Annotated in this window: 25 protein-coding genes; 21 read left to right on the top strand and 4 right to left on the bottom strand. The window is 46.4% G+C overall.

The window, feature by feature from the left end; translation table 11 throughout:
• Positions 1–263 precede the first annotated feature (263 nt).
• The 19 genes from DWZ38_RS20175 (at position 264) to DWZ38_RS20085 (ending at position 19,936) form a co-directional block, all read left to right on the top strand.
• Positions 264–1,226 (top strand): glycosyltransferase family 2 protein, encoded by a 963-nt coding sequence (locus DWZ38_RS20175; RefSeq protein ID WP_021926899.1) that lies wholly within the window; start codon positions 264–266, stop codon positions 1,224–1,226.
• Positions 1,210–1,623 carry a GtrA family protein gene (locus DWZ38_RS20170; RefSeq protein WP_021926900.1) on the top strand — a complete coding sequence of 138 codons (414 nt, stop codon included), beginning with the start codon at positions 1,210–1,212 and terminating at the stop codon, positions 1,621–1,623. The genes DWZ38_RS20175 and DWZ38_RS20170 overlap by 17 nt, the downstream gene beginning before the upstream one ends.
• Positions 1,623–2,675, top strand: a complete 1,053-nt coding sequence (gene cobT, locus DWZ38_RS20165; protein WP_117855002.1) for a nicotinate-nucleotide--dimethylbenzimidazole phosphoribosyltransferase — start codon at positions 1,623–1,625, stop codon at positions 2,673–2,675. The genes DWZ38_RS20170 and cobT overlap by 1 nt, the downstream gene beginning before the upstream one ends.
• A 1-nt stretch (position 2,676) precedes the next feature.
• The gene (locus DWZ38_RS20160) at positions 2,677–3,219 is read left to right on the top strand and encodes a bifunctional adenosylcobinamide kinase/adenosylcobinamide-phosphate guanylyltransferase (protein WP_021926902.1); all 543 of its coding nucleotides are present in this window, start codon (positions 2,677–2,679) and stop codon (positions 3,217–3,219) included.
• Positions 3,164–3,970, top strand: a complete 807-nt coding sequence (gene cobS / locus DWZ38_RS20155) for an adenosylcobinamide-GDP ribazoletransferase (protein ID WP_207725595.1) — start codon at positions 3,164–3,166, stop codon at positions 3,968–3,970. Before DWZ38_RS20160 ends, cobS begins: the two co-directional genes overlap by 56 nt.
• Before the next feature lie 46 nt (positions 3,971–4,016).
• On the top strand, positions 4,017–4,397 hold the full coding sequence (locus tag DWZ38_RS20150) for a bifunctional adenosylcobinamide kinase/adenosylcobinamide-phosphate guanylyltransferase (RefSeq protein WP_021926904.1): 381 nt from the start codon (positions 4,017–4,019) through the stop codon (positions 4,395–4,397).
• Positions 4,390–4,983, top strand: a complete 594-nt coding sequence (locus DWZ38_RS20145; RefSeq protein ID WP_117854996.1) for a histidine phosphatase family protein — start codon at positions 4,390–4,392, stop codon at positions 4,981–4,983. Before DWZ38_RS20150 ends, DWZ38_RS20145 begins: the two co-directional genes overlap by 8 nt.
• Positions 4,984–5,275: 292 nt before the next feature.
• Positions 5,276–6,613 carry a putative aminohydrolase SsnA gene (ssnA, locus tag DWZ38_RS20140; protein ID WP_117854993.1) on the top strand — a complete coding sequence of 446 codons (1,338 nt, stop codon included), beginning with the start codon at positions 5,276–5,278 and terminating at the stop codon, positions 6,611–6,613.
• A gap of 2 nt (positions 6,614–6,615) precedes the next feature.
• Entirely contained in the window at positions 6,616–9,609 is a 2,994-nt protein-coding gene (gene ygfK / locus DWZ38_RS20135) for a putative selenate reductase subunit YgfK (protein ID WP_117854991.1), read from the top strand.
• A 209-nt stretch (positions 9,610–9,818) separates the two neighbouring features.
• Positions 9,819–12,398: a selenium-dependent xanthine dehydrogenase gene (gene xdh / locus DWZ38_RS20130; protein WP_117854988.1), complete on the top strand. Its 2,580-nt coding sequence runs from the start codon at positions 9,819–9,821 to the stop codon at positions 12,396–12,398.
• Position 12,399: 1 nt separating this feature from the next.
• Entirely contained in the window at positions 12,400–12,882 is a 483-nt protein-coding gene (locus DWZ38_RS20125; RefSeq protein ID WP_117854985.1) for a 4Fe-4S binding protein, read from the top strand.
• A 260-nt stretch (positions 12,883–13,142) separates the two neighbouring features.
• Positions 13,143–15,416, top strand: a complete 2,274-nt coding sequence (gene xdhA, locus DWZ38_RS20120; RefSeq protein WP_117854982.1) for a xanthine dehydrogenase subunit XdhA — start codon at positions 13,143–13,145, stop codon at positions 15,414–15,416.
• 17 nt (positions 15,417–15,433) lie between these two features.
• The gene (gene xdhB / locus DWZ38_RS20115) at positions 15,434–16,342 is read left to right on the top strand and encodes a xanthine dehydrogenase subunit XdhB (protein WP_021926911.1); all 909 of its coding nucleotides are present in this window, start codon (positions 15,434–15,436) and stop codon (positions 16,340–16,342) included.
• Complete coding sequence (gene xdhC / locus DWZ38_RS20110; RefSeq protein ID WP_021926912.1) at positions 16,339–16,830, top strand: xanthine dehydrogenase subunit XdhC; 492 nt, start codon at positions 16,339–16,341, stop codon at positions 16,828–16,830. Before xdhB ends, xdhC begins: the two co-directional genes overlap by 4 nt.
• 94 nt (positions 16,831–16,924) lie before the next feature.
• Complete coding sequence (gene yqeB, locus DWZ38_RS20105) at positions 16,925–17,740, top strand: selenium-dependent molybdenum cofactor biosynthesis protein YqeB (protein WP_117854980.1); 816 nt, start codon at positions 16,925–16,927, stop codon at positions 17,738–17,740.
• Between the two features lie 8 nt (positions 17,741–17,748).
• Entirely contained in the window at positions 17,749–18,474 is a 726-nt protein-coding gene (gene yqeC / locus DWZ38_RS20100; protein ID WP_021926914.1) for a selenium cofactor biosynthesis protein YqeC, read from the top strand.
• On the top strand, positions 18,471–19,115 hold the full coding sequence (locus DWZ38_RS20095; RefSeq protein ID WP_021926915.1) for a nucleotidyltransferase family protein: 645 nt from the start codon (positions 18,471–18,473) through the stop codon (positions 19,113–19,115). Before yqeC ends, DWZ38_RS20095 begins: the two co-directional genes overlap by 4 nt.
• Positions 19,116–19,324: 209 nt before the next feature.
• The gene (locus DWZ38_RS20090) at positions 19,325–19,624 is read left to right on the top strand and encodes a BMC domain-containing protein (protein ID WP_021926916.1); all 300 of its coding nucleotides are present in this window, start codon (positions 19,325–19,327) and stop codon (positions 19,622–19,624) included.
• Positions 19,625–19,648: 24 nt separating this feature from the next.
• Entirely contained in the window at positions 19,649–19,936 is a 288-nt protein-coding gene (locus DWZ38_RS20085; RefSeq protein ID WP_021926917.1) for a BMC domain-containing protein, read from the top strand.
• Between the two features lie 111 nt (positions 19,937–20,047).
• On the opposite strand, the gene arcC is transcribed toward DWZ38_RS20085, so the two are convergent.
• The 4 genes from arcC to dpaL all read right to left on the bottom strand — a co-directional run bounded on the left by arcC (position 20,048) and on the right by dpaL (position 24,962).
• Positions 20,048–20,992: a carbamate kinase gene (gene arcC / locus DWZ38_RS20080; protein ID WP_117854977.1), complete on the bottom strand. Its 945-nt coding sequence runs from the start codon at positions 20,990–20,992 to the stop codon at positions 20,048–20,050.
• Between the two features lie 93 nt (positions 20,993–21,085).
• A complete protein-coding gene (ygeW, locus tag DWZ38_RS20075; RefSeq protein WP_117854974.1) occupies positions 21,086–22,279 on the bottom strand; it encodes a knotted carbamoyltransferase YgeW in 1,194 nt (397 codons plus the stop codon).
• A gap of 115 nt (positions 22,280–22,394) precedes the next feature.
• Entirely contained in the window at positions 22,395–23,705 is a 1,311-nt protein-coding gene (locus DWZ38_RS20070) for a YgeY family selenium metabolism-linked hydrolase (protein WP_117854972.1), read from the bottom strand.
• A 27-nt stretch (positions 23,706–23,732) separates the two neighbouring features.
• Positions 23,733–24,962, bottom strand: coding sequence for a diaminopropionate ammonia-lyase (gene dpaL, locus DWZ38_RS20065; protein ID WP_117854969.1), 1,230 nt, complete (start codon positions 24,960–24,962; stop codon positions 23,733–23,735).
• A gap of 286 nt (positions 24,963–25,248) precedes the next feature.
• On the opposite strand from dpaL, the gene DWZ38_RS20060 reads away from it, so the two are divergent.
• Positions 25,249–26,499, top strand: a complete 1,251-nt coding sequence (locus tag DWZ38_RS20060) for a DUF1015 family protein (protein ID WP_117854967.1) — start codon at positions 25,249–25,251, stop codon at positions 26,497–26,499.
• Positions 26,500–26,502: 3 nt separating this feature from the next.
• Positions 26,503–26,691, top strand: coding sequence for a hypothetical protein (locus DWZ38_RS20055; protein ID WP_117854964.1), 189 nt, complete (start codon positions 26,503–26,505; stop codon positions 26,689–26,691).
• The last annotated feature ends 152 nt before the right edge of the window (positions 26,692–26,843 follow it).

Below are 26,843 nucleotides of genomic sequence, written 5' to 3'. Positions count from 1 at the left end.
GTTCCATCGAACGAAGTGAGATGGAACTTCCGATTTATTCGCAAGGTTGAGAATGATTCAAAAGATTCCAAACGAGGATACAGCATGTATGTAGTTTTGAAGGTACAGTAAGCAAACGGTAGCCGATTGGTTATCGTTTTTTTTATTGCCATAAAACCCTAATATCCTTAAGAAATTCTGAAGAAACCGAAATAAGGTTGCCTGCCAAATGGTTTTGTACTATAATGGGAACGTTGAAAAATGAAAGACTAGAGGACAAAAAAATGAGCAGATTATCAGTAGTTTTGCCCGCTTACAACGAAGAACTGATGGTAGGAAAAACCTGCCGGGTCCTTCATGAGGTTTTAACAGAAGCAGGCATTTCTTATGAATTGGTACTTGTAGACGATGGCTCAAACGACAGAACATGGGAAGAAATCACCAAAGCAGGTGAGAAAGACGCAAATATCTTAGGCGTTCATTTTTCCAGAAACTTCGGGAAGGAAGCGGCAGTTTATGCAGGCCTTGCCCAGGCCACAGGAGATGTGGTCGCTGTGATGGACTGCGATCTGCAGCACCCGCCGGAAACCCTGATCCCAATGTATCACCTTTGGGAAGAAGGCTGGGAAGTGATTGAGGGCGTGAAGAAAAGCAGAGGAACTGAAAGTCTTCTGCACAAAGAAAGCGCAGGCTTTTTCTATGGGATCATGTCCAAGGCAACAGGGGTAAACATGCAGAATGCCTCCGATTTTAAGATGATGGACCGGAAAGCTGTGAACAGCATTCTCTCCATGCCGGAGCGGAATATGTTTTTCCGTGCCACCTCCTCATGGGTAGGCTTCAAAACCACACATGTGGAATTCGAGGTTCATGACAGGGAGGCAGGACAATCCAAGTGGTCCACCTGGTCCCTTGTGAAATATGCCTTTACCAATATTGTGGCATTTACTACAGTCCCCCTGCAGTTTGTAACCATTATAGGAGGAGCCTGTTTTGGATGTTCTCTGATTCTGATCATCTACTCTCTGGTGCAGTTTTTTGCCGGAAGAGCAGTGGAAGGCTACACCACCACGCTGATCGTACTGCTTCTTATTGGAAGTGCGATTATGCTAAGCCTTGGAATCATTGGATACTACATTGCAAAAATATACGAAGAAGTAAAAAGGCGTCCCCGCTACATTATTTCCCAGATCGTTCGCGGGAAAAAGGACGTTTATCAGGAGGTAAATCATGATCGCTCTCATTAAGAAGCTTTATGCCAATGACGTAATACGCTACATATTTTTCGGCGGCTGCACCACAGTTGTAAATTTAGCCAGCTTTTTCTTTCTGCGCCAGGCAGGCCTGCAAAGAGAAATTGCCAATGTGATTTCCGTTATTCTGGCAATTGTGTTTGCCTATGTGGTAAACTCCAAATTTGTTTTTCTGGACAAATGCGAAACCTTGAAGGACCACATCCGGCCTTTCTGCAAGTTCGTAGGAGCCAGACTGAGCACCATGGTCATCGAGGTTGGCGGAGTATGGTTTTTCGCCGAGATCGTACATTTAAATGATATGGTTGGAAAACTGATCATCCAGTTTGTAGTTATGGCTTTAAATTATGTATTCAGCAAATTCCTGGTATTTACCAGTGGGAGGAAATGATGACATTAGAAGAAGCACGGAAGAAGATAAAGCCTCTTGATGAGGAAAAGATGGAGACTGCAAGGAAGCGCTGGGACAGCATTGCCAAGCCTCTTCATTCCCTTGGAAAAATGGAGGACCTGATCACCCAGATCGTGGGAATTACAGGTGAGGTGAAGGTTGACATTGGCAAAAAAGCACTGGTTGCCATGTGCGCAGACAACGGAGTTGTGGAAGAGGGAGTTACCCAGACTGGACAGGAAGTAACCGGAATTGTGGCGGACAACTTTGTGAAAGAAACCACCACTGCATGTGTGATGTGCCATCAGTGCGGCGTTGCTGTGAAGCCTGTAGATGTGGGAATGGTGAAAGACACTACTGCCCGCACTGATCTGAAGGTTATGTACGGAACACGCAATATGACAAAGGACCCGGCTATGACAAGAGAAGAAGCTGTGAAAGGAATCGAAGCCGGAATCGCCATGGCAGAGGAGCTGAAAGCACAGGGCTATCGCCTTCTTGCTACCGGAGAAATGGGCATTGGAAATACCACAACCAGCAGTGCAGTTGCTTCTGTACTTCTGGATCAGCCTGTGGAAACGATGACCGGAAGAGGCGCAGGCCTTTCCAGCGACGGACTGACCCGCAAGATCAATGCCATCAAAAAGGCAATCGCCCTCAATGAGCCAGATCCGTCAGACCCCATTGATGTGCTTGCCAAGGTTGGCGGACTGGATATCGCAGGTATGGCCGGGGTTTATCTTGGCGGAGCCGCTTTGCAGATTCCGGTGCTGATCGATGGCTTTATCTCCGGAGTAGCAGCCCTTGTGGCTGCAGGAATCTGTCCGCAGGCAAAAGATTATATGATCGCAAGCCATGTCTCCAAAGAGCCGGCAGCGCATCTGGTTCTGGAAAAGCTTGGTAAGGAAGCGGTGCTTCATGCAGATATGTGTCTTGGAGAGGGAACCGGGGCCATTGCCCTCTGCCCGTTTTTGGACATGGGAGCCACTCTTTACAATACCTTAAGTACGTTTGATGATATTCACGTAGACCAGTACGAGGAGCTGAAATAACATGATGGCTGTAGTGACAGGCGGAAGCGGAAGCGGGAAATCTGCTTTTGCCGAGGACAAGATCCTGTCTCTGGGACAGGGAAAACGATTCTACATCGCGACCATGCACCCTTATGATGAGGAAAGCTATAAGCGCGTAGAGCGCCATCGCAAAATGCGTGCGGGAAAAGGCTTCGAGACAGTAGAGTGCTATACAGGACTTGAAAATCTGGAATTTCCACAAGACGCCATTGTTCTTCTGGAATGCATGTCCAATCTTGCGGCAAATGAAATGTTCGAAGAAAGTGGGGCAGGAGCGGATACTGTGGAGGCTGTCCTAAGAGGTGTCCGAAAGCTGAAAAGCCAGGTCCGTCACCTTGTGATTGTTACCAATGAGATTTTTTCCGAGGCAGCTTCCTATGAGGGAGATACCGTCCGCTATCAGGAGTATCTTGGGAAAATCAACCAGAAGCTTGGAGAAATGGCAGATCAGGTGGTAGAAGTAGTATATGGAATCCCGATTTGGCACAAAGGAGGAAAAACAGGTGAAAATGCTGTGGAATAATTTTAAGGTGGCCTTTGCCATGTATTCGAAAATCCCCATGCCAAGAGCTGACTGGAGCAAGGAGAATATGAAATATACCTTCTGCTTCTTTCCCTTTATCGGTCTTGTGATCGGGGCTTTGTCCCTGGCTGTGGGCTGGGCGGGAAGCAAATTTGGGTTTCAGGCGGCATTTGTGGCAGCTGTGCTGGTACTGGTTCCGGTATGGGTCACAGGAGGAATCCATGTGGACGGGCTTCTGGACACTTCCGATGCCTTAAGCTCCTGGCAGGAAAAGGAGCGCCGCCTTGAGATCTTGAAGGATTCCCATGCTGGGGCATTTGCTGTGATCACGGCCTGTGTTTACTTTCTTGCCTGGTATGGTGCTTACAGCCAGCTGTGGCTTTGCAAACCTGCACTTGAGATCATGGCGCTTGGCTTTATGGTTTCCAGATGCTTTTCCGGAATCAGCGTCATGACTTTTCCAAAGGCTAGAAAGGATGGCACTGTGGCGGAGTTTTCAAGAAAAGCAGAGGATCTGGCGGTGCGGAATGTGCTGATCGTTTATCTTGTGATCCTTCTGGCTGTGATGGTCTGGATCCAGCCTGTGCTTGGGATTCTGGCATTTGCGGCAGCTGGGGCAATCTTCCTTTTTTATCATCACAAGGCCATGAAGTATTTCGGCGGAATTACAGGAGACTTGGCCGGCTATTTCCTTTGCCTCTGCGAGGTGGGAATGGCAGTAGTGCTGGCGGTGGCTTCTGTGCTGATTTAGAAGAAATAATATACAAAAGCGTGAGTGTAGAAGGAGAGATACCAGAATGGAAATGATTATCGGCGGCGCTTTTCAGGGAAAAAGCGATTATGCAAAGGAAAAACACCCGGAAATCTGCTGGAAAAATGGCGGCAAGTTAGAGGAATACCAGCTTATGAAGGCAGAGGGGGTTCTGGATTTCCAGGAATTTATCCGTAAGGAATTAAAGGCTGGTCATGATGTTGCCGGGCTTGCAGAGAAGCTTGCAGAAGGGAATCCGGACATTGTGGTCGTAAGCCAGGAGGTAGGCTACGGCGTCGTTCCCATGGACGCTTTTGACCGGAAATACCGGGAAGCAGTGGGCAGAGTCTGTACGGGACTTGCTTCCAAAAGCAAAAAAGTGACCCGTGTGGTCTGCGGAATTGGGACGGTGATCAAGGATGCTTAAGCTGATGCTTATTCGTCACGGAGAAACCGCTGGCAATCAAAAACAAAGATATATAGGAAGAAGAACCGATGAGCCTCTTTTACCTCAGTCTCAGGAAGTGCTGAAGCAGCTGGACTATGGAGAACCCCAGGCAGTATATGCAAGTCCCATGCTGCGCTGCACCCAGACTGCGTCTATTCTTTTTCCGGGAAAACCACTGAACATAATCGATGAGCTTGCAGAGTGCGATTTCGGGGAATTTGAGAACAAAAATTATCTGGAGTTGGACGGCAATGCAAATTACCAGGCATGGATCGATTCCGGCGGACTTCTTCCATTCCCGGGAGGGGAGAGCCGGGAAGAATTTAAGCGAAGAAACATCACCGGATTTCAGATGGCAGTTGGCAGCTGCATCCGCAAAAATATTTCCAGCGCCGCACTGGTGGTACATGGCGGCACCATTATGAATATTATGGAAGAATATGCAGATGAGGAACGGTCCTTTTATGACTGGCATGTGAAGAATGGAAAAGGCTACGAAGTGGAAATCGACACAGAACTCTGGAAAAAGGAGCGCAGAAGCCTGCATGTGGTCAGAGAACTGTAGGGAAATGTACTCGGAACAACTTAAATCAGAAAAATAGAATAAGCAAGTGGCAGAAAGAGCAGTTCGCATAAAAACGGGCTGCTTTTTTTGCGCCCTTTTTCCTGTAAATACCAGGTTTGCCCCCAGGCAACAAAAGTTAGACTACAAAAATTTTAAGAAAGCCAAAAATATTTTTTGAAATACTATTGAAATTCGGATGAGAATATGTTACATTATCTGTATAAAATATCCTAAAAAATGTTGAATTGTGCATTTTGATTCAACAATTTTAACAAGTAAAGGAGGACTCCATATGCTTATTATTGGTAACGGAAGAATGATCACACGGGACGCATCCAATGCATTTATAGAGAACGGCGCAGTTGCAATGGATGGTAACACCATAGTAATGGTGGGGACTACAGATGAGGTGAAGAGAGCATATCCGAATGGAGAATTTGTGGATGCCAGAGGCGGAGTAATCATGCCTGCATTTATCAATACTCATGAGCATATCTACAGCTCTTTTGCCAGAGGCTTAAGTATTAAGGGATACAATCCCAAGGGATTCCTTGATATTCTGGATGGACAGTGGTGGACCATTGACCGCCATCTGACTCTGGAGCAGACCAGACTTTCTGCAATGGCTACCTATATTGACAGTATTAAGAACGGTGTTACTACTGTATTTGACCATCATGCAAGCTTTGGACATATTACAGGCTCCCTTAGCGCTATTGAATCCGCTGCTAAGGAACTGGGCGTAAGAACCTGTCTTTGCTATGAGATTTCTGACCGTGACGGCATGGACAAGTCCAGAGAGTCCGTAATGGAGAATGTGAATTTTATTAAACATGCACTGGATGATGACAGCGATATGCTGGCAGCTATGATGGGTATGCATGCATCCTTCACAATTTCTGATAAGACCATGGAGCTGTGCAATGAACTGAAGCCAGAGGGCGTAGGTTATCATATTCATGTAGCTGAGGGAATCTATGACCTTCATCAGTGCCTGAAGGAGCATAGCAAACGAATTGTAGACAGGCTTTATGATTGGAACATTCTTGGACCGAAGACTCTTTTGGGACACTGTATTTATATCAATGAGCATGAGATGGATCTGATTAAGGAAACAGATACAATGGTTGTCCATAATCCGGAATCCAATATGGGAAATGCCTGCGGATGTCCTCCTACTATGGAGCTGGTTCATAAGGGAATCGTGACCGGACTTGGAACAGATGGTTATACTCATGATATGCTGGAATCCTGGAAGGTTGCCAATATTCTTCATAAGCATCATCTGTGCGATCCTAATGCTGCATGGGGAGAAGTTCCGAAGATGCTCTTTGAGAATAATGCTGTTATTGCAAACCGTTACTTTAAGAAACCTCTTGGCGTATTAAGAGAGGGTGCTGCAGCTGATGTGATCGTAATGGATTACAACCCGCTGACACCTATGAGAGCTGATAACGTAAACGGACATCTGCTGTTCGGTACTACAGGACATGATGTAGTAACGACTGTCTGCAATGGAAAGATTCTTATGAAGGACAGAGAAGTACTGGTATGTGATGTAGATAAGGTTATGGCTGACTGCAGACAGTCTGCCAAGGAACTGGCTGATGATATTAACGGAGGAAAATAAATATGAGCGATATTATGACATGTATGCCTTTCGGGCAGCTGATGGAATGGGTCCTTCAGGAAAAAAGCGGGAAAGATACAGTATTTGGGGTACATCGCCCATATACAATAAATGCAGATCATAATCTGACAATCTTTGAAAGAACTCTGGAGACACCTGTGGGACCTGCAGCAGGTCCACACACACAGCTTGCCCAGAATATTATTGCTTCCTATTATGCAGGAGCACGTTTCTTTGAGCTGAAGACCGTTCAGAAAATGGATGGTGCAGAGCTTTCCGCATGTGTAAATAAACCGTGTATTCTTGCGGATGACGAAGGCTATAACTGTGAATGGTCTACAGAGCTTACCGTTCCGGATGCAATGAGTGAATATATCAAGGCATGGTTTATCCTTCATGTTATGGCGAAGGAATTTAATCTTGGAGCACAGGATGGCTTCCAGTTTAATATTTCCGTAGGCTATGATCTGGAGGGAATCAAAGGTGACAAGGTGAACACCTTTATCGATGGAATGATGGAAGCCAAGGATACTGCTGTCTTCCAGGAATGTAAAAAATGGCTTCTGGACAATGCAGACAGATTCCACAATTTCACCAGAGAAGATATTGAGGCGATTCCATCTGATGTCTGTAATTCTGCAACGATTTCCACTTTACATGGATGTCCGCCACAGGAAATCGAGAGCATTGCAAACTACCTTCTTACCGAGAAGCATCTGAATACCTTTGTAAAATGCAATCCTACTCTTCTGGGCTATGATTTTGCAAGAAAGACTATGGATGAAATGGGATACGACTATATGGTATTCGGTGATTTCCATTTCAGAGATGACCTGCAGTATGAGGATGCAGTTCCTATGCTTACCCGCCTGATGAAATTATCAGAGGAGCTGGGGCTGGAATTCGGTGTGAAGATCACCAATACCTTCCCTGTTGACGTTACAAGAAATGAGCTTCCAAGCGAAGAAATGTATATGTCAGGTAAATCCTTATTCCCTCTGTCCATTTCTCTTGCAGCCAAGCTTTCTGAAGAATTTGCAGGAAAGCTGAGAATTTCCTATTCCGGTGGTGCTGATTATTACAACATCGATCGGATCGTAGGCTGCGGAATCTGGCCTGTAACCATGGCAACGACTCTTCTGAAGGCCGGCGGTTATCAGAGATTTTCTCAGGTTGCAGCTAAGACTGACGGAATTGCTCCGAAGAAATGGGATGGAATTGATGTGGATGCACTGAAAAAGCTGGCAGCGGATGCCATCACAGATGCACATCATGTAAAGAATATCAAGCCGATTCCAAACAGAAAGAGCACAAAAGAGGTTCCGCTTCTGGACTGCTTCTATGCTCCATGTGCAGAGGGATGCCCTATTCATCAGGATATTCCGCAGTATGTGGCTCTTACAGGTGAGGGCAAATACAAAGAAGCTCTGGAAGTGATCCTTGAGAAAAATGCACTGCCATTTATTACAGGAACCTTATGTGCGCATAACTGTATGAATAAATGTACCCGTAATTTCTATGAGGAATCTGTAAATATCCGCGGAACTAAGCTGATTGCAGCACAGAAGGGCTATGAGGAGCTGATCGGTCAGATCAAAGCCGGAGAACCAAACGGTAAGAAGGTTGCTGTTGTAGGCGGCGGTCCTGCCGGTATTGCTGCAGCTTATTTCCTTGCAAGAGAGGGCGCAGCTGTAACTGTTTTTGAAAAAGAGGAAAAAGCAGGCGGTGTGATCCGCTACGTGATCCCGGGCTTCCGTATTGGAGATGATGCCATTGACAAAGATATTTCCTTTATTGAAAAGATGGGAGTAAAGATCTGCACCAATACAGAAATTACATCTGTAGCAGAGCTGAAAGCACAGGGCTATGATGCAGTGATTCTTGCGATCGGAGCCGGCAAGCCAGGTACCTTGAAGCTTAAGAAGGGTGAGACTGTAAACGCACTGAAATTCCTTCGTGATTTCAAGGCAAGTGATGGCAGTCTGGATATCGGAAAGAATGTGGTAGTTATCGGCGGCGGTAACACAGCCATGGATACTGCAAGAGCAGCAAAGCGCACAAAAGGCGTAGAGCATGTATATCTTGTATACAGAAGAACCAAACGCTACATGCCTGCAGCAGAGGATGAGCTTCTGGAGGTTCTGGAAGAGGGCGTTGAGTTTAAAGAGCTTCTTTCTCCGGTAAGTCTTGAGAATGGAAGACTGATCTGCCAAAAGATGGAGCTTGGACAGATGGATGCGTCCGGACGTGCCGGTGTTACTGAGACAGCAGACGTAGAAGAGGTTCCTGCTGATACTGTAATCGTGGCAGTTGGTGAGAAGCTTGATACAGACTTCTATACTGCAAACCAGATTGCAGTGGACGAAAGAGGAAGAGCAAAGGTCAACGACAAGACTCTTGAAACCAGTGTAAGCGGCGTTTATGTTGCTGGAGACGGAGCAAAGGGTGCTGCTACGATTGTAGAGGGAATCCGCGATGCGCAGCTTGCAGTTAAAGATATCCTTGGCAAAGAGATCACAAGGGATGCAGCTGTAACCGGCAAGGAAGCAGACTGCTATGCAAAGAAGGGAATCTTAAAGCACAGCGAAGAAGTGAAGACAGAGGAAGAAAGATGTCTTACCTGTAATAAGGTCTGCGAGAACTGTGTGGATGTTTGTCCGAACCGTGCAAATATTTCTGTAAAGGTTCCGGGAATGGCAATGAATCAGGTGATCCATGTAGATTACATGTGTAATGAGTGCGGTAACTGCAAGAGCTTCTGTCCATACGCAAGTGCACCATACAAAGACAAATTCACTCTGTTTGCAAATGAAAAAGATATGGCAGACAGCACAAACGACGGATTTGTTGTGCTTGATAAAAAAGCAAAGACCTGCAAGGTAAGATTTGTAGGCCAGATTACAGATTGCAAGGCAGATGATCCTGCTGATAAGCTGTATGATGGTCTGAAGAAGCTGATCTGTGCAGTGATCGATGATTATGGATATATGATCTGATCTGTGATTTAACCGAATCAAGCTGCGAAGCAGCATTTGGTTATGAGCAAGCAGCGAAGCGGATTGCGAATATCCGCTTGACCAACAAGGCAAATGCTGTCCACAGCTTTATCCGGGCTGTGGACAGTATCTATATAATGTAAAAGCTTCCGGAAAAATGGCAAAGCGTATGCCTGACCGGGAGAACCCGCAAGAAAGGAGAGTCCAATATGGCAGCATTTACAGTCAATGGACAGACCGTAGAGTCCGGGAAAAACCAGAAGCTGCTTCGCTTTCTGCGTGATGAATTGCATCTGACCTCTGTAAAGGACGGCTGCAGTGAGGGCGCCTGCGGAGCCTGCACCGTGATCATTGATGGCAGGACCTGCAAAGCCTGTGTGCCGGACACGGATTCCCTGGAAGGGAAAAACGTGATCACAGTAGAAGGCCTGACCGATTGGGAAGAAAAAGTATATACCTATGCATACGGTAAAGCCGGAGCTGTACAGTGCGGTTTTTGCATTCCGGGTATGATTATGTGTACCAAAGCTCTTCTGGATGTAAATAAAGAACCAACTGATGAGGAAATCAAGTATGCCCTGCGCAACAATTACTGTCGCTGTACAGGGTATGTAAAAATAATAGATGCAGTGCGGATTGCCGCAGGAATTATGCGGGAGGGCGTAATTCCACAGGAGGATGAAAACTGGGAGCTTGGATCCCGTGTGGCAAGAATTGATGTGGGGGAAAAGGTTCTTGGCACCGGAAAATATCCTGATGATTTCTATCCGGAAGGCATGCTTTACGGAGTGGCTCTCCGAAGCAAATATCCGCGGGCACGTGTTCTTTCTATTGACACAACAAAAGCAGAACAGCTTCCGGGGGTGGAGGCTGTTGTTACAGCTAAGGATATTCCGGGTGAGAATAAGATCGGCCATTTGAAGCACGATCAGTATACCCTGATTCCGGTTGGTGGCCTGACTCATTATCTGGGGGACGCCATTGCACTTGTCGCAGCAAAAGATAGAGAAACTGCAGAGAAGGCGAAGAAGCTGATCAAGGTAGAATATGAGGTGCTGCCTCACATCCATACCATTGAGGAAGCTGCTGCACCGGACGCACCAAGGGTATTTGATGAGGAAGAGAATAATATCTGTGCATATAAGCACATTAGCCGCGGCAATGCCACAGAAGCTATTGAAGGCTCTAAATACGTGATTTCCAAGCATTTTGAAACACCATGGACCGAGCATGCATTTCTGGAGCCGGAGTGTGCAGTGTCATTTTACGATGAGGATGGAGATATTTTCATATATTCCACAGACCAGTCTGCACATCAGACATTGCATGAATGCAGTCTGCTTCTTGGAACAGATAAGGTGAAGGTTCAGAATGCCCTGGTAGGCGGAGGCTTTGGGGGCAAAGAGGATATGACCGTGCAGCACCTTGCAGCGCTTCTTACTTATGTGACTAAGAAGCCTGTTAAAATGAAGCTTTCAAGGGCAGAATCTTTGCTGGTTCATCCAAAACGTCATCCATTTTATATGGATATGACAATGGGCTGTGACGAGAACGGAAATATTATGGGTGTTAAGGCAAAGGTTAAGGCTGATACCGGCGCGTTTGCATCTCTTGGAGGTCCGGTTCTGGAGCGTGCCTGCACTCATGCAGCCGGTCCCTATCATTATCAGAACTTTGAGATTGAAGGAACTGCTTATTATACTAATAATCCGCCAGCAGGAGCTTTTCGGGGCTTTGGAGTTACGCAGACCTGCTTTGCAACAGAGACCTTACTGAACATGATGGCAGATAAAGTGGGAATTACACCATGGGAGATTCGCTATCGAAATGCTATCCGCCCGGGAGAAGTTCTCCCTAATGGACAGATCGTAGATGATTCCACCGGTCTTGTGGAAACCCTGGAGGCAGTGAAAGAGAAATATGACGCAGCATTAGAGGCTGGCAAAGCGGTGGGCCTTGGATGTGCCATGAAAAATGCCGGAGTCGGTGTAGGAATTCCGGATACCGGCCGTGTGAAGCTGATTTTCGAGGAAGACAGGAAGCTTCATATTTATTCCGGTGCATCCTGTATTGGCCAGGGACTTGGCACTGTGCTGACTCAGATGATCGTTACCAACACAGATATTAAAAGAGAGGATATTGTTTATGAGCGGAGCAATACCTGGATTTCACCTGATTCCGGAACAACCTCCGGCTCCAGACAGACTCTGATAACCGGAGAAGCATGCAGAAGAGCCTGTGAGAAGCTGATGGAAGATAAGCGTGCCGGAAAAACAGTAGAGGAAATGATCGGCAAGGTTTATTACGCAGAATATCTTGCAAAAACAGACCCTCTTGGAGCAGATGTGCCAAATCCGGTATCTCATGTGGCATATGGCTATGCTACCCAGGTCTGTATCCTGGATTCCAAAACCGGCAAGCTAGAGGAAATCGTTGCGGCTCATGATGTTGGCAAAGCAGTGAATCCTTTATCCTGTGAAGGCCAGATTGAAGGCGGCGTAGTAATGTCCATGGGATTTGCTTTAAGAGAAAAATATCCGATTGATGAAAATTGTAAGCCAATTGAGAAATATGGTTCTCTTGGTTTATTCCGTTCCCACGAAATTCCAAAGATCGATGCCATTGTAGTCGATAAGCCGGGACTTAAGGTTGCCTGCGGCGCGATTGGTATCGGTGAGATCACATCAATTCCGACAGCACCTGCAATTGCAGATGCATATTTCCGAAGAGATGGTGTAAGGCGGTACAGCCTTCCTCTTAGCGGGACACCATATGAAAGGAAGGGATGATATGGCTGTAAAAAAGAAATTCCCATATAAAGCAGCTTTTGTGGCATGTAATGGAGGGTGCAGAGCCACATCAGGTGAGCACGGCTGTAAGGACGGATGCATCGGCTGTAAAGCCTGTGTAAGCAAGTGCAAGTTTGGTGCCATTTCTCTTAATGAATATGGTGTGGCAGAAGTAGATGAAGAGAAATGTATTGGCTGTGGAGCGTGTGTAAAGGTATGTCCCCAGAAGGTAATTCATATTCACGAATGTGCCAACTGGATGGTTGTGAAATGCTCTAACAAAAGTAAGGGCCAGGAGGCAAAAAAACAGTGTCAGGTCAGCTGTATCGGCTGCGGCATCTGCCAGAAAACATGTACTGCAGAAGCCATTAAGGTCACAGACAATTGCGCTTTGATCAACGAGGACTTGTGCTTAAGCTGCGGTATGTGTGTGGTAAAATGTCCAAGACATGCTATCTATGACCTGCGAGGTATTATCAATTAATCAGACATTAAAAGAATAATATGTGAAAGTTTCAAAAATAACAGTACAAAATTCTTGCATTATGCATAAAAATATTGCAAAACATCTGAGAAATGTGGTACAATTGCTTTATGCAGAAGAGATATTTTAGACAATATTTTTGAGACACAAGGCAATGAGCCCATAGCCGACAGCCAGTTCAAAGAAGAACCGTGATATTGTTTTTTGAACGGCGTCGGCTTTTTTAAACAAACTAAGTAAATGTAAAGAAGGTGAAGCATATGATTGGAAAGAGTGTTCCAAGAGTAGACGCTTATGAAAAAGTAACAGGAAGAGCGAAGTTTACAGATGATATGATCCTGGACAAGTGTCTGGTGGCAAAGGTCTGTCATGCCACAATCGGTAATGGTATTGTGAAGTCCATTGATACCAGTGAGGCCGAAGCTTTGGACGGCGTGGTAAAAGTAGTGACTTTTAAGGACGTACCGAATCATTGCTATCCTACACCGGGGCATCCCTGGTCTGTGGAACTGGCACATCAGGATGTGGCTGACCGTAATCTTCTGACCGGAAGAGTACGTTATTATGGAGATGATATTGCAGCAGTTGTAGCAGAGGATGAAGTGACTGCATCACGGGCATTGAAGCTGATCAAGGTAGAATATGAAGAATATCCGGTTGTGCTAAGCCCCAGGCTTTCTATGCGGGGAAGTGAGCATCCCATTCATCTTGATAAGAAGGATAATATTCTTGCGCGTTCCAGCTTTGCTATCGGTGATGTGGATAAGGGATTGGAGGATGCTGCTGTACAGATCCACAGAAGCTATAAGACCCCTATTGTTCAGCACTGTCACATTGAGAATAATATTTCTTATGCATATATGGAAAAGGGAAGAATTGTTGTGGTTTCTTCCACACAGATACCTCACATTGTCCGCCGTGTAGTTGGTCAGGCACTGGGAATCCCATGGGGACAGGTGCGTGTCATTAAGCCATATGTAGGCGGCGGCTTTGGAAATAAGCAGGAAGTGCTTTACGAGCCTTTGAATGCCTTTCTTACCATGCAGGTTGGCGGACGTCCGGTGAAGATCGAGCTTACCCGTGAGGAGACCTTTACCAATACCAGAACCCGTCATTCCATTGAATACGAAATGACAGCAGGAGTGGATCGGGAGGGGCATCTTCTGGCAAAAGAGATGACTGCCTATTCCAATCAGGGAGCTTACGCTTCCCACGGACATGCCATTGCAGCTAACGGTCTGACTGCAAGCCGTCTTCAGTATGCCTGCCCGAATATCCGAGGTGAGGCATATACGGTTTATACCAATTGTCCTACTGCAGGAGCCATGAGAGGCTATGGCATTCCTCAGGTCTGCTATGCAACAGAGAGCTTTATGGATGACATTGCTTATGAGATTGGAATGGATCCTCTGGAATTCCGAAGAAAGAATCTGATTCATGGATATTATGAGGATGCTTATCTGAAACCGATCGCAGCGAATTCAAATGGTATTTTTGAGTGTCTGGATAAGGGTGCTGCTTATATACACTGGGATGAAAAGAGAAAGGCATATGCAGACCAGACAGGAGATATCCGCCGCGGCGTAGGTATGGCACTTTTCTCCTATAAGACAGGTGTATGGCCTATTTCTCTGGAAATTGCAGGTGCCAGATTGTCGCTGAACCAGGATGGAAGCGTACAGCTTCAGGTGGGAGCAACTGAGATCGGGCAGGGTGCAGATACTGTTTTCTCTCAGATGGCAGCAGAAACCTTACATATGGATATTTCCAGAGTGCATATTGTGACGATGCAGGATACAGATGTGACACCTTTTGATACAGGTGCTTATGCATCCAGACAGTCCTTTGTTACAGGAACTGCAGTGAAGGAATGTGCCCAGCTGCTGAAGCAGAAGATTCTGGATTATGCCAGAACTCTTGTGCCGGGTAATGTGGATCGTCTGGAGCTGGAGGACGGATATATTCTGGCAGACGGCAGGCAGGCCATTTCCCTGGAAGAGCTTGCAATGGAGAGCTATTACAGCCTGAGCAATTCTTCCGTTCTTACAGCTGAGGTTTCCAGACAAGTGAAAAAGAATACGGTTGCAACCGGATGCTGCTTCGCAGAGGTGGAAGTAGATATGAAGCTTGGTAAGATCAAGGTTCTGGATATTGTCAATGTACACGACAGCGGAGTCCTTCTGAACCCACAGCTTGCGGCTATGCAGGTTCACGGCGGTATGTCTATGGGAATGGGCTGCGGGCTTTCCGAGCAGCTTCTTCTGGATAAGAAAACAGGAAGACCGTTAAACGGTACTTTGCTGGACTATAAGCTGATGACAACGATGGATACACCGGATCTTACAGCAGAATTTGTAGAACTGAATGACCCTATGGGACCTTATGGAAACAAGGCTCTTGGAGAGCCTCCGGCAATTCCGGGGGCACCGGCAATCCGTAATGCAGTTTTACATGCAACAGGAATTGGATTTGCTGAAATTCCTCTGACACCGCAAAGACTGATAGACGGTTTTACAAAAGCCGGACTGATCTGAGAAAGGGGGCATGAGGAATGTACGATATCGAAAATTATTATAATGCAGAAACTATAAAAGAGGCAGTTTTGCTTTTGAAGGAGCATCCTGATGCAAGGATAATCTCCGGCGGAAGTGATGTTCTGATCAAAATACGTGAAGGGAAAATGGCAGGAACATCTTTGGTAAGTATCCGGGATATTAAGGAAATCCGGGGGATCCGGCTGATGGATTCCGGTGACATTTTCATCGGAGCAGCTACCACCTTTTCCCATGTTACCAAAGACCCGGTGATTCAGAAGCTGATACCGGTCCTGGGTGAGGCTGTGGATCAGGTTGGAGGTCCTCAGGTTCGCAATATCGGGACTATCGGCGGAAATGTATGCAACGGTGCAGTTAGCGCAGACAGTGCACCTACCTTGTTTTCCCTGAATGCAATGCTTCGGATCGCGGATGGAACCGGCGGACGAATGGTTCCGATCCAGGATTTTTATCTGGGACCTGGAAGGGTAGATCTTCACCAGGGAGATGTACTTACCCATATTGTGATTCCGGGAAAGGATTATCAGGGATATCATGGCTTTTATATTAAATATTCCATGCGAAATGCCATGGATATTGCAACCTTAAGCTGCAGTGTGGTAAGCAGGATCGATCCGCAGAAGAAGGTACTGGAGGATGTGCGGATTACCTTTGGTGTAGCGGCACCTGTGCCCTATCGCTGCCATAAAACAGAAGAAGCATTGAAGGGCATGGAAATCGGTGATGAGCTGTTTGCAAAAGTGGAGGCGCTTGTACGGGAGGAAATCAATCCAAGAGATTCCTGGAGAGCATCGAAGGCCTTCAGGCTTCAGATTGGCGGCGAGATTGCAAAAAGAGCATTAAAAGAAAGTATTCGCCGCGGCATGGTCGATGATGAAAATGCAGCAGGAGGTGAGCAGTCATGAAAAAGGATATGAGGCTGGTACAGTGTACTGTAAACGGAAGAGAGGTTGCTGAGTATGTGGATGTAAGAGAATCCCTTCTCGATATGCTGCGCAACCGTCTCGGGCTTACCTCTGTAAAAAAAGGCTGTGAGGTAGGCGAATGTGGTGCCTGTACGGTAATCATTGACGGTGAGACTATTGATTCCTGCATTTATCTGGCTGTCTGGGCAGAGGGCAAGAATATCCGCACTCTGGAAGGCCTTGAGAAAGACGGAGAGCTGACTCGTATTCAGGAGGCTTTTATTGAAGAGGGAGCTATTCAGTGCGGATTTTGCACACCTGGCTTTGTTATGTCTGCCACAGTACTTTTGGAGCGCGGTGAGAAGCTGACAAGGGATGCAATCCGCAAGCACATGGCAGGAAATCTTTGCCGCTGCACAGGCTATGAGAATATTGTGAATGCAGTGGAGAAGGTAAATAAAGAAAATATGGCTGCAGAGGATAAATGACAGCGGCTATAAGAAGGCGGGGACATCCCCGCCTTTGCAGTTTTTTCAAATATGCTCCACCATTACAAAATAAGAAAACAGGCAGGACAAAATCATGAATAACAACTGTGTGATCGTCCGCGGCGGGGGAGATTTGGCAAGTGGTGTAATCCACAGGCTGCATCGCTGCGGTTATCGTGTACTAATCTTAGAATGTGAGAAGCCAAGCGCAATTCGCAGGAAAGTAGCTTTTTGCGAGGCTGTATATGACAAAACAGCAGAAGTAGAGGGTGTTTTGTGCAGACAGGCAAATGCTCTGGAAGAATGTGACAAAATATGGCAGGCAGGTGAAATCCCTCTTATAGTGGACCATGATGGAACGTGTATCGAGACACTTAATGAACAGGGAAAGGTGGCTGTCCTTATAGATGCTATCCTTGCAAAAAAAAATCTGGGAACTACCAAAGAGATGGCACCTCTTACCATTGGGTTAGGACCTGGCTTTACAGCAGGGCGGGATGTAGATTTCGTGGTGGAGACTATGCGCGGACATGATCTGGCAAGAATTATCACAGAGGGCTGTGCAATTCCCAATACCGGTGTTCCGGGCATAGTAGGCGGCGTAAGCAAAGAAAGGGTCATTCACTCTCCTGGCACCGGTACAATCCGTGGTATTGCCCATATTGCTGATATTGTGGAGAAGGGGCAGATACTTGCCTATGTGGGAGATGTGCCCGTAGAAGCCTCTATAACGGGTGTTCTGCGCGGGATTATAAAGGATGGCTATTATGTTCCCTTTGGAATGAAAATTGCCGATATAGACCCCAGAAAAGAGGAAAAAAAGAACTGCTTTACCATTTCAGACAAGGCAAGATGCATTGCAGGAAGCGTTGTAGAAATTTTGCTTAGCAACGGTATTTTGCCGAAGTAGGAGGCCGGATGAAAGAAAGTGGATATTTTTTAGATTTATTAAAGCTGGATATCGAGAAATACCCGGTGATCGCTGTTGTTGGAGGAGGCGGGAAAACCAGTCTGATCTATCGTCTGAACGAAGAGCTGCAGGTCTTGGGTAAGAAGGTGATCATTTCGACTACTACCCATATGGCCTTCGATCCGATGCTGCCAAGAATTGGCAGTGATGAGCTTGATAAGCTTCCCAAAATGCTGGAGAATCACGGATTTGCAGCGGTGGCTGATATAGAGGAAGCCTCCGGGAAAATGTGCTCCATAGAAGCGGGGAAACTGCAGAAACTGGCTTCCCTTTGTGATGTGATGCTGATCGAAGCGGACGGTGCGAAGCACAAACCTTTGAAGGTTCCGGCAGACTGGGAGCCGGTGATACCGGAATTTGCGGATATTGTAGTAAGCGTGATCGGTCTGGACTGCCTTGGCAAGCCTATCTGTGAGACCTCCCACCGTGCAGAATACACCAGTGCTTTCCTCAAAAAAAATCTGGATGCACCGGTAACGGCAGAAGATATTGAGAAAATCGCCACTTCCGTCCACGGATTATATAAGAACGTGGATCACAAAATCTATCGGGTTTATTTGAACAAAGCAGATGTATTATCGGATCCGGCTCCGGCAGAGCACATTGTGGAAGATCTGGCAAAACAGGGAACTGTCGCTGCTTACGGCAGTTTAAGAGAGGCAGAGAAATTATGAGGATTGCATTGATCATGCTGGCCGCCGGAAACAGCCGCCGTTTTGGAGGCAACAAGCTGCTGTACGAAATTGACGGAAATCCTATGTACCGATATATTCTGGAGAGGCTGATAGCGGTGGCTGGGGCCGGGGGACAGGGAAAAGAGGTTTCCAGCTGTGTTTTGGAAACAGGCAGTTTAAAAAACATAAAGCAGGAGATGACGGTAACGGTGGTAACTCAGTATGAGGAAATTGAGGAGGAAGCGAGAGCATTAGGAGTTCCGGTATATATAAATCCCCATCCGGATGAGGGAATCTCTTCCTCCTTGAAAATTGGCCTGAAAGCCAACCTGGATGCGGACGCCTGTCTTTTTACTGTATCCGATCAGCCCTGGCTTACAGCCGGGACGATCCGCCAGCTTATCACGCTTTTGGAAACCACAGGAAAAGGAATTGCCTGCGTTTCCAGCGAGGGCAGGCTTGGCAATCCCTGTATTTTTACAAAGAAATATTATGACCAGCTTCTCTCCATCACCGGAGACCGTGGCGGAAAATCCGTCATAACCGCGCACAGAGACGATACAGCTGTTCTGAAGGTAGAGGATGGGAAGGAACTTACGGATATAGATGTTAAGGCGGAAGCTGGCAGAGGGCAGATGTAATTATCGCGACATTTGTAGAATGGGGATTAGATTGTGAAAAAAATGTGGGATTGTGTTGTATTTTGTGAATTTGTGTGAGATTACAGGCAGAAATTACTTGTAATTACAGGAAAAACAAGGTATACTGGTAAAAAAGAAAGCAGTCGGGAGATCCTTTTTTTGCTGTCGTGAAAGGGCAGCCCCTTTTCCCGTCTCGTAAGGAGGATAAAATGGCAGAAAACTATAACGGCATGGCAGTTGGGGTATTTGAGCTGGATAACCTGGTAGCCTGCTTTGTAGCTCTGGACGCAGCATCCAAGGCTGCGAACGTGAAGATCCAGAGTGTAGAGCGAAACCGACTGAAAAGCGGAGCCTGTGTGAAAATGCGAGGCAGCATAGCAGATGTAAATGCAGCAATGGAAGTGGCACTGGAGACAGCGAAGCCCCTGGGCAAGGTGGTATCCCACACAGTGATCGCATCCCCTACTGCAGACACAGAAGTTGCACTGAAGATGACCATCAACAAATAGAATATGTCAGGAGGAAATAAGAGGATGTCATATGGAGCATTAGGATTAGTAGAGGTTCTGGGAAGCTGCAATGCAGTAGTTGTCCTTGACCAGATGCTGAAAACATCAAATGTGGAATTTCGTACCTGGCATACCAAGTGCGGAGGCCATGCGACCGTATTTCTCAGCGGTGATGTGGCAGCTGTGAAGGCAGCAGTTGATAGTGTAAAGGAGAATCCGCCCTGCGAGATCATTGCAGCAGCTGTAATCTCCGCTCCCTCTGGTGAAACCGCAAGACTGGTGGAAGAAGAGGAAGAGAAACATCACAAATGATAAAAAAAGGACTTTCTGCAGCTCAGTGAGTGAAATGCGGAAGGTCTTTTTTATAAAACAAGGGCAGTCTCCATGGACTGCCTCGTGCTTTTTTCGTTATAAAAGATTTTCTTACAGATGAATTTGTGTTCCTGTTTTTCCCATAATGCCGTCTTTGGCTTTTTCCAGGAGGGTGATCATGGCGGTTCGGCCGGCACCGGAGCTGGCGAAGTCTACACAGGCCTGGACTTTTGGCAGCATGGAGCCAGCGGCGAACTGTCCTTCTTCGATGTATTTCTTTGCCTGGGAGACGGTAAGGTCATCCAGCCATTTCTCATTTTCTTTGCCGAAATTGACAGCAACCTTTTCTACTGCAGTAAGAATGATCAGCATGTCCGCATCCAGCTGTTTCGCCAGAAGGCAGCTTGCGAAATCCTTGTCGATAACCGCGGAAGCGCCTTTGAGATGATGGCCTTCTAAGGTAACCGGAATACCGCCGCCGCCGCAGCAGATCACGATCTTATTGGCATCTACCAGACTGTTGATGGCATCCTGCTCCACGATCTCAACAGGCTTCGGGGAAGCAACCACACGGCGGTAGCCGCGGCCTGCATCCTCTTTCATAACATGTCCGTAAGCTTTTGCCTGATACTCTGCCTCTTCCTTGGTAAGAAACTTGCCGATCGGCTTGCTTGGATTCTCAAAAGCCGGATCATCAGGATCTACACGTACCTGTGTCACAACGGTAACAACCGGAGTTCTCATAAAGCCGCGTTTGCGAAGCTCCTCACGAAGAGCATTCTGAAGATCGTATCCAATATAAGCCTGGCTCATTGCAACACAAACAGAGAGAGGGGTATTTGGCTGCGTCTCATCCTCATGGGTAAGAGCTGTCATGGCATTGTTGATCATGCCAACCTGTGGTCCGTTTCCATGGACTACAACCACCTGATGCCCTTCTTCAATAAGATCGCAGAGTGCTTTTGCTGTGGATTTTACAGCAATCATCTGTTCCGGAAGTGTATTTCCAAGAGCATTTCCGCCAAGGGCAACTACGATTCGTTTTCTTTTATACATTGTAAAAACCTCCATTCAATATAGTCGGAAAGCTGTTTATCCCGAAAAATGAGAACAAAAAAGGGCTGTATTCCTACAGCCCCAAAAAAAGCATTATTCCATAATTCTCGGAGCAGCTTTTACTTCCAGTTTTTTCAGGATATCCTGTGGGTTCTCAAATTTGGAGAGCATGATCATTGCTGCAATTACATATGGTTTGAAGCTAGCTTCTTTGTAAAGCGGGATACGGTAGCGGTCAAATACGCTTGCATCAACCTCACCTGTCTCACAGCTTACGCCTGTGATATCTGCCGGCAGGCAGTGCAGGTAAAGTGCTTTTCCATCCTTAGTTGTCTTCATAAGCTCTTCTGTGCAAGCCCAATCCTTATGCTGTGCATTCTGAGCAAGAAGCTCCTTCTCAAGCTTGTCGATTCCGTCGAAATCGCCCTCGCCGTAAAGGTTGGTACGTTTTTCCATTGCTGCAAATGGAGCCCAGCTCTTTGGATAAACGATATCAGCATCCTTGAAAGCTTCTTCCATGCTGTTTGTCTTTGTAAAGGAACCACCGGAGCTTTCGGCGTTCTTCTTAGCAATTTCCTCAACCTCAGGCATTACATCATATCCTTCCGGATGAGCAAGAACAACATCCATACCGAAACGTGTCATAAGTCCGATTACGCCCTGTGGAACAGAAAGCGGTTTACCATAGGATGGGGAGTAAGCCCATGTCATAGCAAGCTTCTTGCCCTTCAGATTCTCAACACCGCCGAACTCATGGATGATGTGGAGCATATCTGCCATACACTGTGTAGGATGGTCAACATCGCACTGAAGGTTTACAAGAGTTGGTCGCTGTTCAAGAATACCATCTTTATTTCCCTCTGTTACAGCATCCATAAATTCTTTCTGGTAGGTGTGACCTTTTCCGATGTACATGTCGTCACGGATACCGATTACATCAGCCATGAAGGATACCATGTTAGCGGTCTCACGAACAGTCTCGCCATGAGCAATCTGGGATTTCTTCTCATCCAGATCCTGTACCTCAAGTCCAAGAAGGTTGCAGGCAGAAGCAAAGGAGAAGCGGGTACGGGTGGAATTGTCACGGAAAATAGAGATTCCAAGACCGCTCTCAAATACTTTTGTGGAAATGTTGTGCTCTCTCATGAAGCGAAGAGCATCAGCAACTGTAAATACAGCTTCAAGCTCATCGTCTGTTTTGTCCCAGGTCCAGAAGAAATCGTTGTTGTACATTTCCTTGAAGTTAAGGCTGTTGAGTTTGTCAATGTAATCCTGTAATGTTTTCATGAGTTATTCTCCTTATAATTTGTATTTGAAATATTTAAAAGACAGATAAAGTGGAGGTCATGGAGCAGATACATTGTCAAGCTATCCGCTCCATGGCGTATATTGCTGTTGTTTCTTATTTGCAGTATGCAGTAGGAAGTGCTGCGTAAACAGCTGCACATCTTACAAGGTCATCTTTCCAGGTCTTCTCATTCGGAGCATGAGCCTGTGCCTCTGCGCCAGGTCCGAAGCCGATGCAAGGAATTCCGTTACGTCCCATAATGGAAACACCGTTGGTTGAGAAGGTCCATTTGTCAGTAAGCGGACGAGCCTTTCTCATAGCTTCTGTCTCAGCATTTCCCATACGCTCTGTTCCATACAGATTGTGGTAAGCTTCCTCAAGAGCAGCAGTAACCTTGTGATCCTTCGGGATTACCCATGTTGGGAAGTAACACTCGATTGGATATACAAGCTCTGTCCAGGATGGACGGGAGTACTCATACATGGAAACCTTAACATCATCGCCGTATTTCTTAACGGAAGGAAGTGCACGGATTTCATCCAGGCAGCTCTCCCAGGTTTCACCTGCTGTCATACGACGGTCAAGGGAAACTGCACAGGAGTCAGCTACTGCACAGCGGCTTGGGGAAGTGAAGAAAATCTCGGATGTGGTAACAGTACCTCTTCCAAGGAAGTTTGCCTCTTCCCACTCAGGATTGTATTTCTTATCCAGCATTTTTACAAGACCTTTAATTTGGGTCTCATCTGCTGCATCGTTCTCATTTAATGCACGAACGTCCTGAAGGATGTCAGCCATTTTGTAGATTGCGTTGTCACCGCGCTCCGGAGCAGATCCGTGGCAGGAAACACCTTTTACATCGATGCGGATTTCCATACGTCCGCGCTGTCCGCGGTAGATACCGCCGTCTGTAGGCTCTGTGGAAACTACGAATTCCGGACGAACCTTATCTTCGTTGATAATGTACTGCCAGCAAAGACCATCGCAGTCCTCTTCCTGAACAGTTCCGGTAACAACTACCTGATATTTGTCATTTAAAAGACCAAGGTCTTTCATGATCTTAGCACCGTAAACTGCAGATACAATACCGCCCATCTGATCAGATGTTCCACGGCCGCCGATCTCAGTCTCAGTCTCGAAGCCCTCGTATGGATCAAATTCCCAGTTGCTTCTGTTTCCGATACCTACTGTGTCGATATGTGCGTCAAAGCCGATCAGTGTGCTTCCGCTTCCCATGTAGCCCAGGATATTTCCCATCGGGTCAATATCAACCTTATCAAAGCCAAGCTTCTCCATCTCTTCTTTAATGCGCATTACATGATCCTTCTCACCGCAGCTCTCGCCGGGGAAGTGAACCAGTTCGCGAAGAAATCTGGTCATGTCTGCTTCATAATTCTGAGCCGCTTCTTTAATTTTGTTGTAATCCATTGTAATTTACCTCCGTAAAATTTATATTTATTCACTTAATGATTTGTCTGTTCCGTATAATCCGTCCCATACAATTTCGCGGTAGCGGATGGGATCGGTGTCTCCTTCTGTGGAGATTACCAGAATGTTGGAATTTTCATCCAGCTTCAGGGCTTCTTTAAGATCTTTTGCATCTTCATCGTGAAGTGCTGTGTATACAAGTCCAAGCGGTACAGATCCGGATTCACCGGATACGATATGTGGATCACTTTCAAGCGGGTTTGCATAGATACGGGTTGCCTTTGCACTCATCCAGTCCGGACAGGAAGCAAATACAGTAACATGATTCTTCAGGATATCCCATCCGATTGTATTTCCCTCACCGCATGCAAGACCTGCCATAATAGTCTGAAGATCGCCGGTAACATTTACCAGATTGCCGTCAGCCTGTGCAGCAGAGCGATAGAGGCAGTCAGCTGCGCTTGCTTCACAGACAACCATTACAGGAGGATTTTCTTTATATTTGTGAGCGAAATATCCTACAACTGCACCTGCAAGAGAACCAACACCAGCCTGTACAAATACATGGGTAGGACGCTCAACGCCGTTCTCCTTCAGCTGCTTGTCAGCTTCAAGAACAAGAGTACCGTATCCTTGCATGATCCAGGAAGGAATCTCCTCATAGCCGTCCCATGCAGTATCCTGAACAATGATTCCGTGTTCGGTCTTAGCTGCCTCTGCAGCTGCCATTCTTACACAGTCGTCGTAGTTCATTTCCTCGATGGTTACCTCAGCACCCTCTTTGGCAATGTTATCAAAACGGGTTCTGGTGGTGCCCTTCGGCATTCTTACTACAGCCTTCTGTCCAAGACGGTTGGCAGCCCATGCAACCCCACGTCCGTGGTTTCCGTCTGTGGCAGTAAAGAAGGTAGCCTGTCCGAATTCTTCTCTTAATTTGTCAGAAGAGAGGACATTATAGGGAAGCTCGCTGATGTCGCGGCCAAGCTCCTTTGCAATGTAACGACCCATGGCGTAAGAGCCTCCGAGAACCTTGAATGCGTTCAGTCCGAAACGATAGGACTCATCCTTGCAGTAGATTCCCTTTACTCCAAGATAGGAAGCAAGTGCGGAAAGCTTCTGCAGAGGTGTAACGGAATACTGTGGGAAACTCTTGTGAAATTCATTTGCTTTGGTTACGTTTTCTTCGGACATCAGATCCAGAAACTTATCATCAGATTCCGGAACATGATTGACCGTCCATTTCAGTCCTTCTGTCATGGGGAAAACCTCCTTTGTGGTGTTTGATTTATTTGGTTATATTGCATTACGTTTTTGTTTTTCTAATAGTATAATAACATAAATAAAACAATTTGCAATAGAAAAATACAAAAAAATTTAGCTTTCTCAAAAATTATTTAGTTTCATTGCGAAGCCGCATTATTTGTGATATAATATAAGTTACGACACCTGTAAAAACAGAGGAAAATAGTCTGCCGTCAGAGAAAAAGACCGCCTTTGGAGCACTTTAAAAAGAGGCAGGCAGATTTGAAAGGAGTATAAAACTATGGCAGTATTTCGGGCATTTAAGGCTTTAAGACCTGCCAGGGAAAAGGCTGCGGCAGTAGCAGCACTTCCTTATGATGTGGTGAGCCGGGAGGAAGCCGCAGCAATCGGAAAAGAGAATCCGGATTCTTTTTTGCATGTGGACAGAGCGGAGATGGATCTTCCGGCAGATGCCGGGCTTTATGACCCTGAGGTATATAAGAAGGCAAAGGAGAATCTGCTTCAGATGGAAGAGAAGGGGATTCTTTCCCAGGACCATAAGCCCTGTTATTACATATATGAACTGGTTCGCAAAGGGAAGGTACAGACTGGAATTGCAGGCTGTGCTTCCATTGACGATTATCTGAACAATGTGGTGAAGAAGCATGAGCTTACCAGATCGGATAAGGAACTGGACCGCATCAATCATGTGGATGTGTGCGATGCAAACACAGGCCCTATTTACCTGGCATGCCGCTACACCGACAGACTGAGCGGTCTTCTTGCGCAGTGGAAAAAGGATCATCTGGCAGAATATGACTTCACAGAGGAAGATGAGATTACACATCGTGTGTGGGTGATCGATGAGGACGAGGCAATTGCCCTGATCCGGGAGGAGATGGAGAAGATTCCGGCGCTTTACATTGCAGACGGACATCACAGAGCTGCCTCTGCGGTGAAGGTTGGCTTGAAACGAAGAGAAGAGAATCCGGGGTATACAGGAGACGAGGAGTTTAACTTTTTCCTGTCCGTTGTTTTCCCCTATGACCAGCTTACGATTCTGGCCTATAATCGTGTGGTGAAGGATTTAAATGGTCAGACACCGGAGCAGGTACTTTCCCGGATCAAGGAGAAGTTTGACATGACCATAGTTCCGGGCTTTCCGGCCAAGCCTGTGGAGAAGCACTGCTTCGGACTGTATCTGGATGGCTTCTGGTATCTGCTGAAAGCGAAGACGGAGCTTTATGAGGGCAAGGACGTAGTGGGACAGCTGGATTCCCAGCTTTTGCAGGAGCAGGTGCTTGCACCTATACTTGGAATCGGAGATTCAAGGACGAATAAGCGGATTTCTTTTGTGGGCGGAAGCCATAAATTAAGAGAGCTTCAGGCTATGGCAGATAGGAGCCGCGGAATTGCTTTTGCACTGTATCCCACTTCTATGGAAGATCTGATGCAGATTGCAGACGAGAATAAGCTGATGCCGCCCAAATCCACCTGGTTTGAGCCAAAGCTTCGAAGTGGTATTTTTATACATAAGCTGTGTCAGAGGTGAGCTATGGAGACGGAAGAATTTATTTCCGGCTTTTGCCGCACCTGCAACGGAAGCCAGACGGTATGCTGTGAATACGAGGAAAAGGATGGCAGACGAATTCTCACATTTATGGACTGTGCATATAAAAGATGTGTACATCACAGTGCCTGTGAGATTTATAAAGAGGCTCATCGGCTTGGAAGCGAAGAATAGAAAGCCTTATTAAACAGACCCCATTATATTTCATAAAGCAGATTATGAAATATGACAGGGTCTGTTTTTATTGCAAATTTTTGCCCGAAACTATCCTTTTGGATAGTTCCATCTCAACCTTCAATTTGCTACAATATTTACATAAATACGAT

The organism is Ruminococcus sp. AF31-8BH (genome assembly GCF_003460605.1).
Classification (GTDB): Bacteria; Bacillota; Clostridia; order Lachnospirales; family Lachnospiraceae; genus Blautia_A; species Blautia_A acetigignens.
Note: the sequence above shows the minus strand (reverse complement) of the source record. Positions and strands in the feature narration are given on the sequence as shown.

Bases quoted from the DNA above. Each gene is read 5' to 3' on its own strand.
- DWZ38_RS20175 (WP_021926899.1), top strand. From the start codon at position 264: ATGAGCAGATTATCAGTAGTTTTGCCCGCTTACAACGAAGAACTGATG.
- DWZ38_RS20170 (WP_021926900.1), top strand. From the start codon at position 1,210: ATGATCGCTCTCATTAAGAAGCTTTATGCCAATGACGTAATACGCTAC.
- cobT (WP_117855002.1), top strand. From the start codon at position 1,623: ATGACATTAGAAGAAGCACGGAAGAAGATAAAGCCTCTTGATGAGGAA.
- DWZ38_RS20160 (WP_021926902.1), top strand. From the start codon at position 2,677: ATGATGGCTGTAGTGACAGGCGGAAGCGGAAGCGGGAAATCTGCTTTT.
- cobS (WP_207725595.1), top strand. From the start codon at position 3,164: ATGGAATCCCGATTTGGCACAAAGGAGGAAAAACAGGTGAAAATGCTG.
- DWZ38_RS20150 (WP_021926904.1), top strand. From the start codon at position 4,017: ATGGAAATGATTATCGGCGGCGCTTTTCAGGGAAAAAGCGATTATGCA.
- DWZ38_RS20145 (WP_117854996.1), top strand. From the start codon at position 4,390: ATGCTTAAGCTGATGCTTATTCGTCACGGAGAAACCGCTGGCAATCAA.
- ssnA (WP_117854993.1), top strand. From the start codon at position 5,276: ATGCTTATTATTGGTAACGGAAGAATGATCACACGGGACGCATCCAAT.
- ygfK (WP_117854991.1), top strand. From the start codon at position 6,616: ATGAGCGATATTATGACATGTATGCCTTTCGGGCAGCTGATGGAATGG.
- xdh (WP_117854988.1), top strand. From the start codon at position 9,819: ATGGCAGCATTTACAGTCAATGGACAGACCGTAGAGTCCGGGAAAAAC.
- DWZ38_RS20125 (WP_117854985.1), top strand. From the start codon at position 12,400: ATGGCTGTAAAAAAGAAATTCCCATATAAAGCAGCTTTTGTGGCATGT.
- xdhA (WP_117854982.1), top strand. From the start codon at position 13,143: ATGATTGGAAAGAGTGTTCCAAGAGTAGACGCTTATGAAAAAGTAACA.
- xdhB (WP_021926911.1), top strand. From the start codon at position 15,434: ATGTACGATATCGAAAATTATTATAATGCAGAAACTATAAAAGAGGCA.
- xdhC (WP_021926912.1), top strand. From the start codon at position 16,339: ATGAAAAAGGATATGAGGCTGGTACAGTGTACTGTAAACGGAAGAGAG.
- yqeB (WP_117854980.1), top strand. From the start codon at position 16,925: ATGAATAACAACTGTGTGATCGTCCGCGGCGGGGGAGATTTGGCAAGT.
- yqeC (WP_021926914.1), top strand. From the start codon at position 17,749: ATGAAAGAAAGTGGATATTTTTTAGATTTATTAAAGCTGGATATCGAG.
- DWZ38_RS20095 (WP_021926915.1), top strand. From the start codon at position 18,471: ATGAGGATTGCATTGATCATGCTGGCCGCCGGAAACAGCCGCCGTTTT.
- DWZ38_RS20090 (WP_021926916.1), top strand. From the start codon at position 19,325: ATGGCAGAAAACTATAACGGCATGGCAGTTGGGGTATTTGAGCTGGAT.
- DWZ38_RS20085 (WP_021926917.1), top strand. From the start codon at position 19,649: ATGTCATATGGAGCATTAGGATTAGTAGAGGTTCTGGGAAGCTGCAAT.
- arcC (WP_117854977.1), bottom strand. From the start codon at position 20,992: ATGTATAAAAGAAAACGAATCGTAGTTGCCCTTGGCGGAAATGCTCTT.
- ygeW (WP_117854974.1), bottom strand. From the start codon at position 22,279: ATGAAAACATTACAGGATTACATTGACAAACTCAACAGCCTTAACTTC.
- DWZ38_RS20070 (WP_117854972.1), bottom strand. From the start codon at position 23,705: ATGGATTACAACAAAATTAAAGAAGCGGCTCAGAATTATGAAGCAGAC.
- dpaL (WP_117854969.1), bottom strand. From the start codon at position 24,962: ATGACAGAAGGACTGAAATGGACGGTCAATCATGTTCCGGAATCTGAT.
- DWZ38_RS20060 (WP_117854967.1), top strand. From the start codon at position 25,249: ATGGCAGTATTTCGGGCATTTAAGGCTTTAAGACCTGCCAGGGAAAAG.
- DWZ38_RS20055 (WP_117854964.1), top strand. From the start codon at position 26,503: ATGGAGACGGAAGAATTTATTTCCGGCTTTTGCCGCACCTGCAACGGA.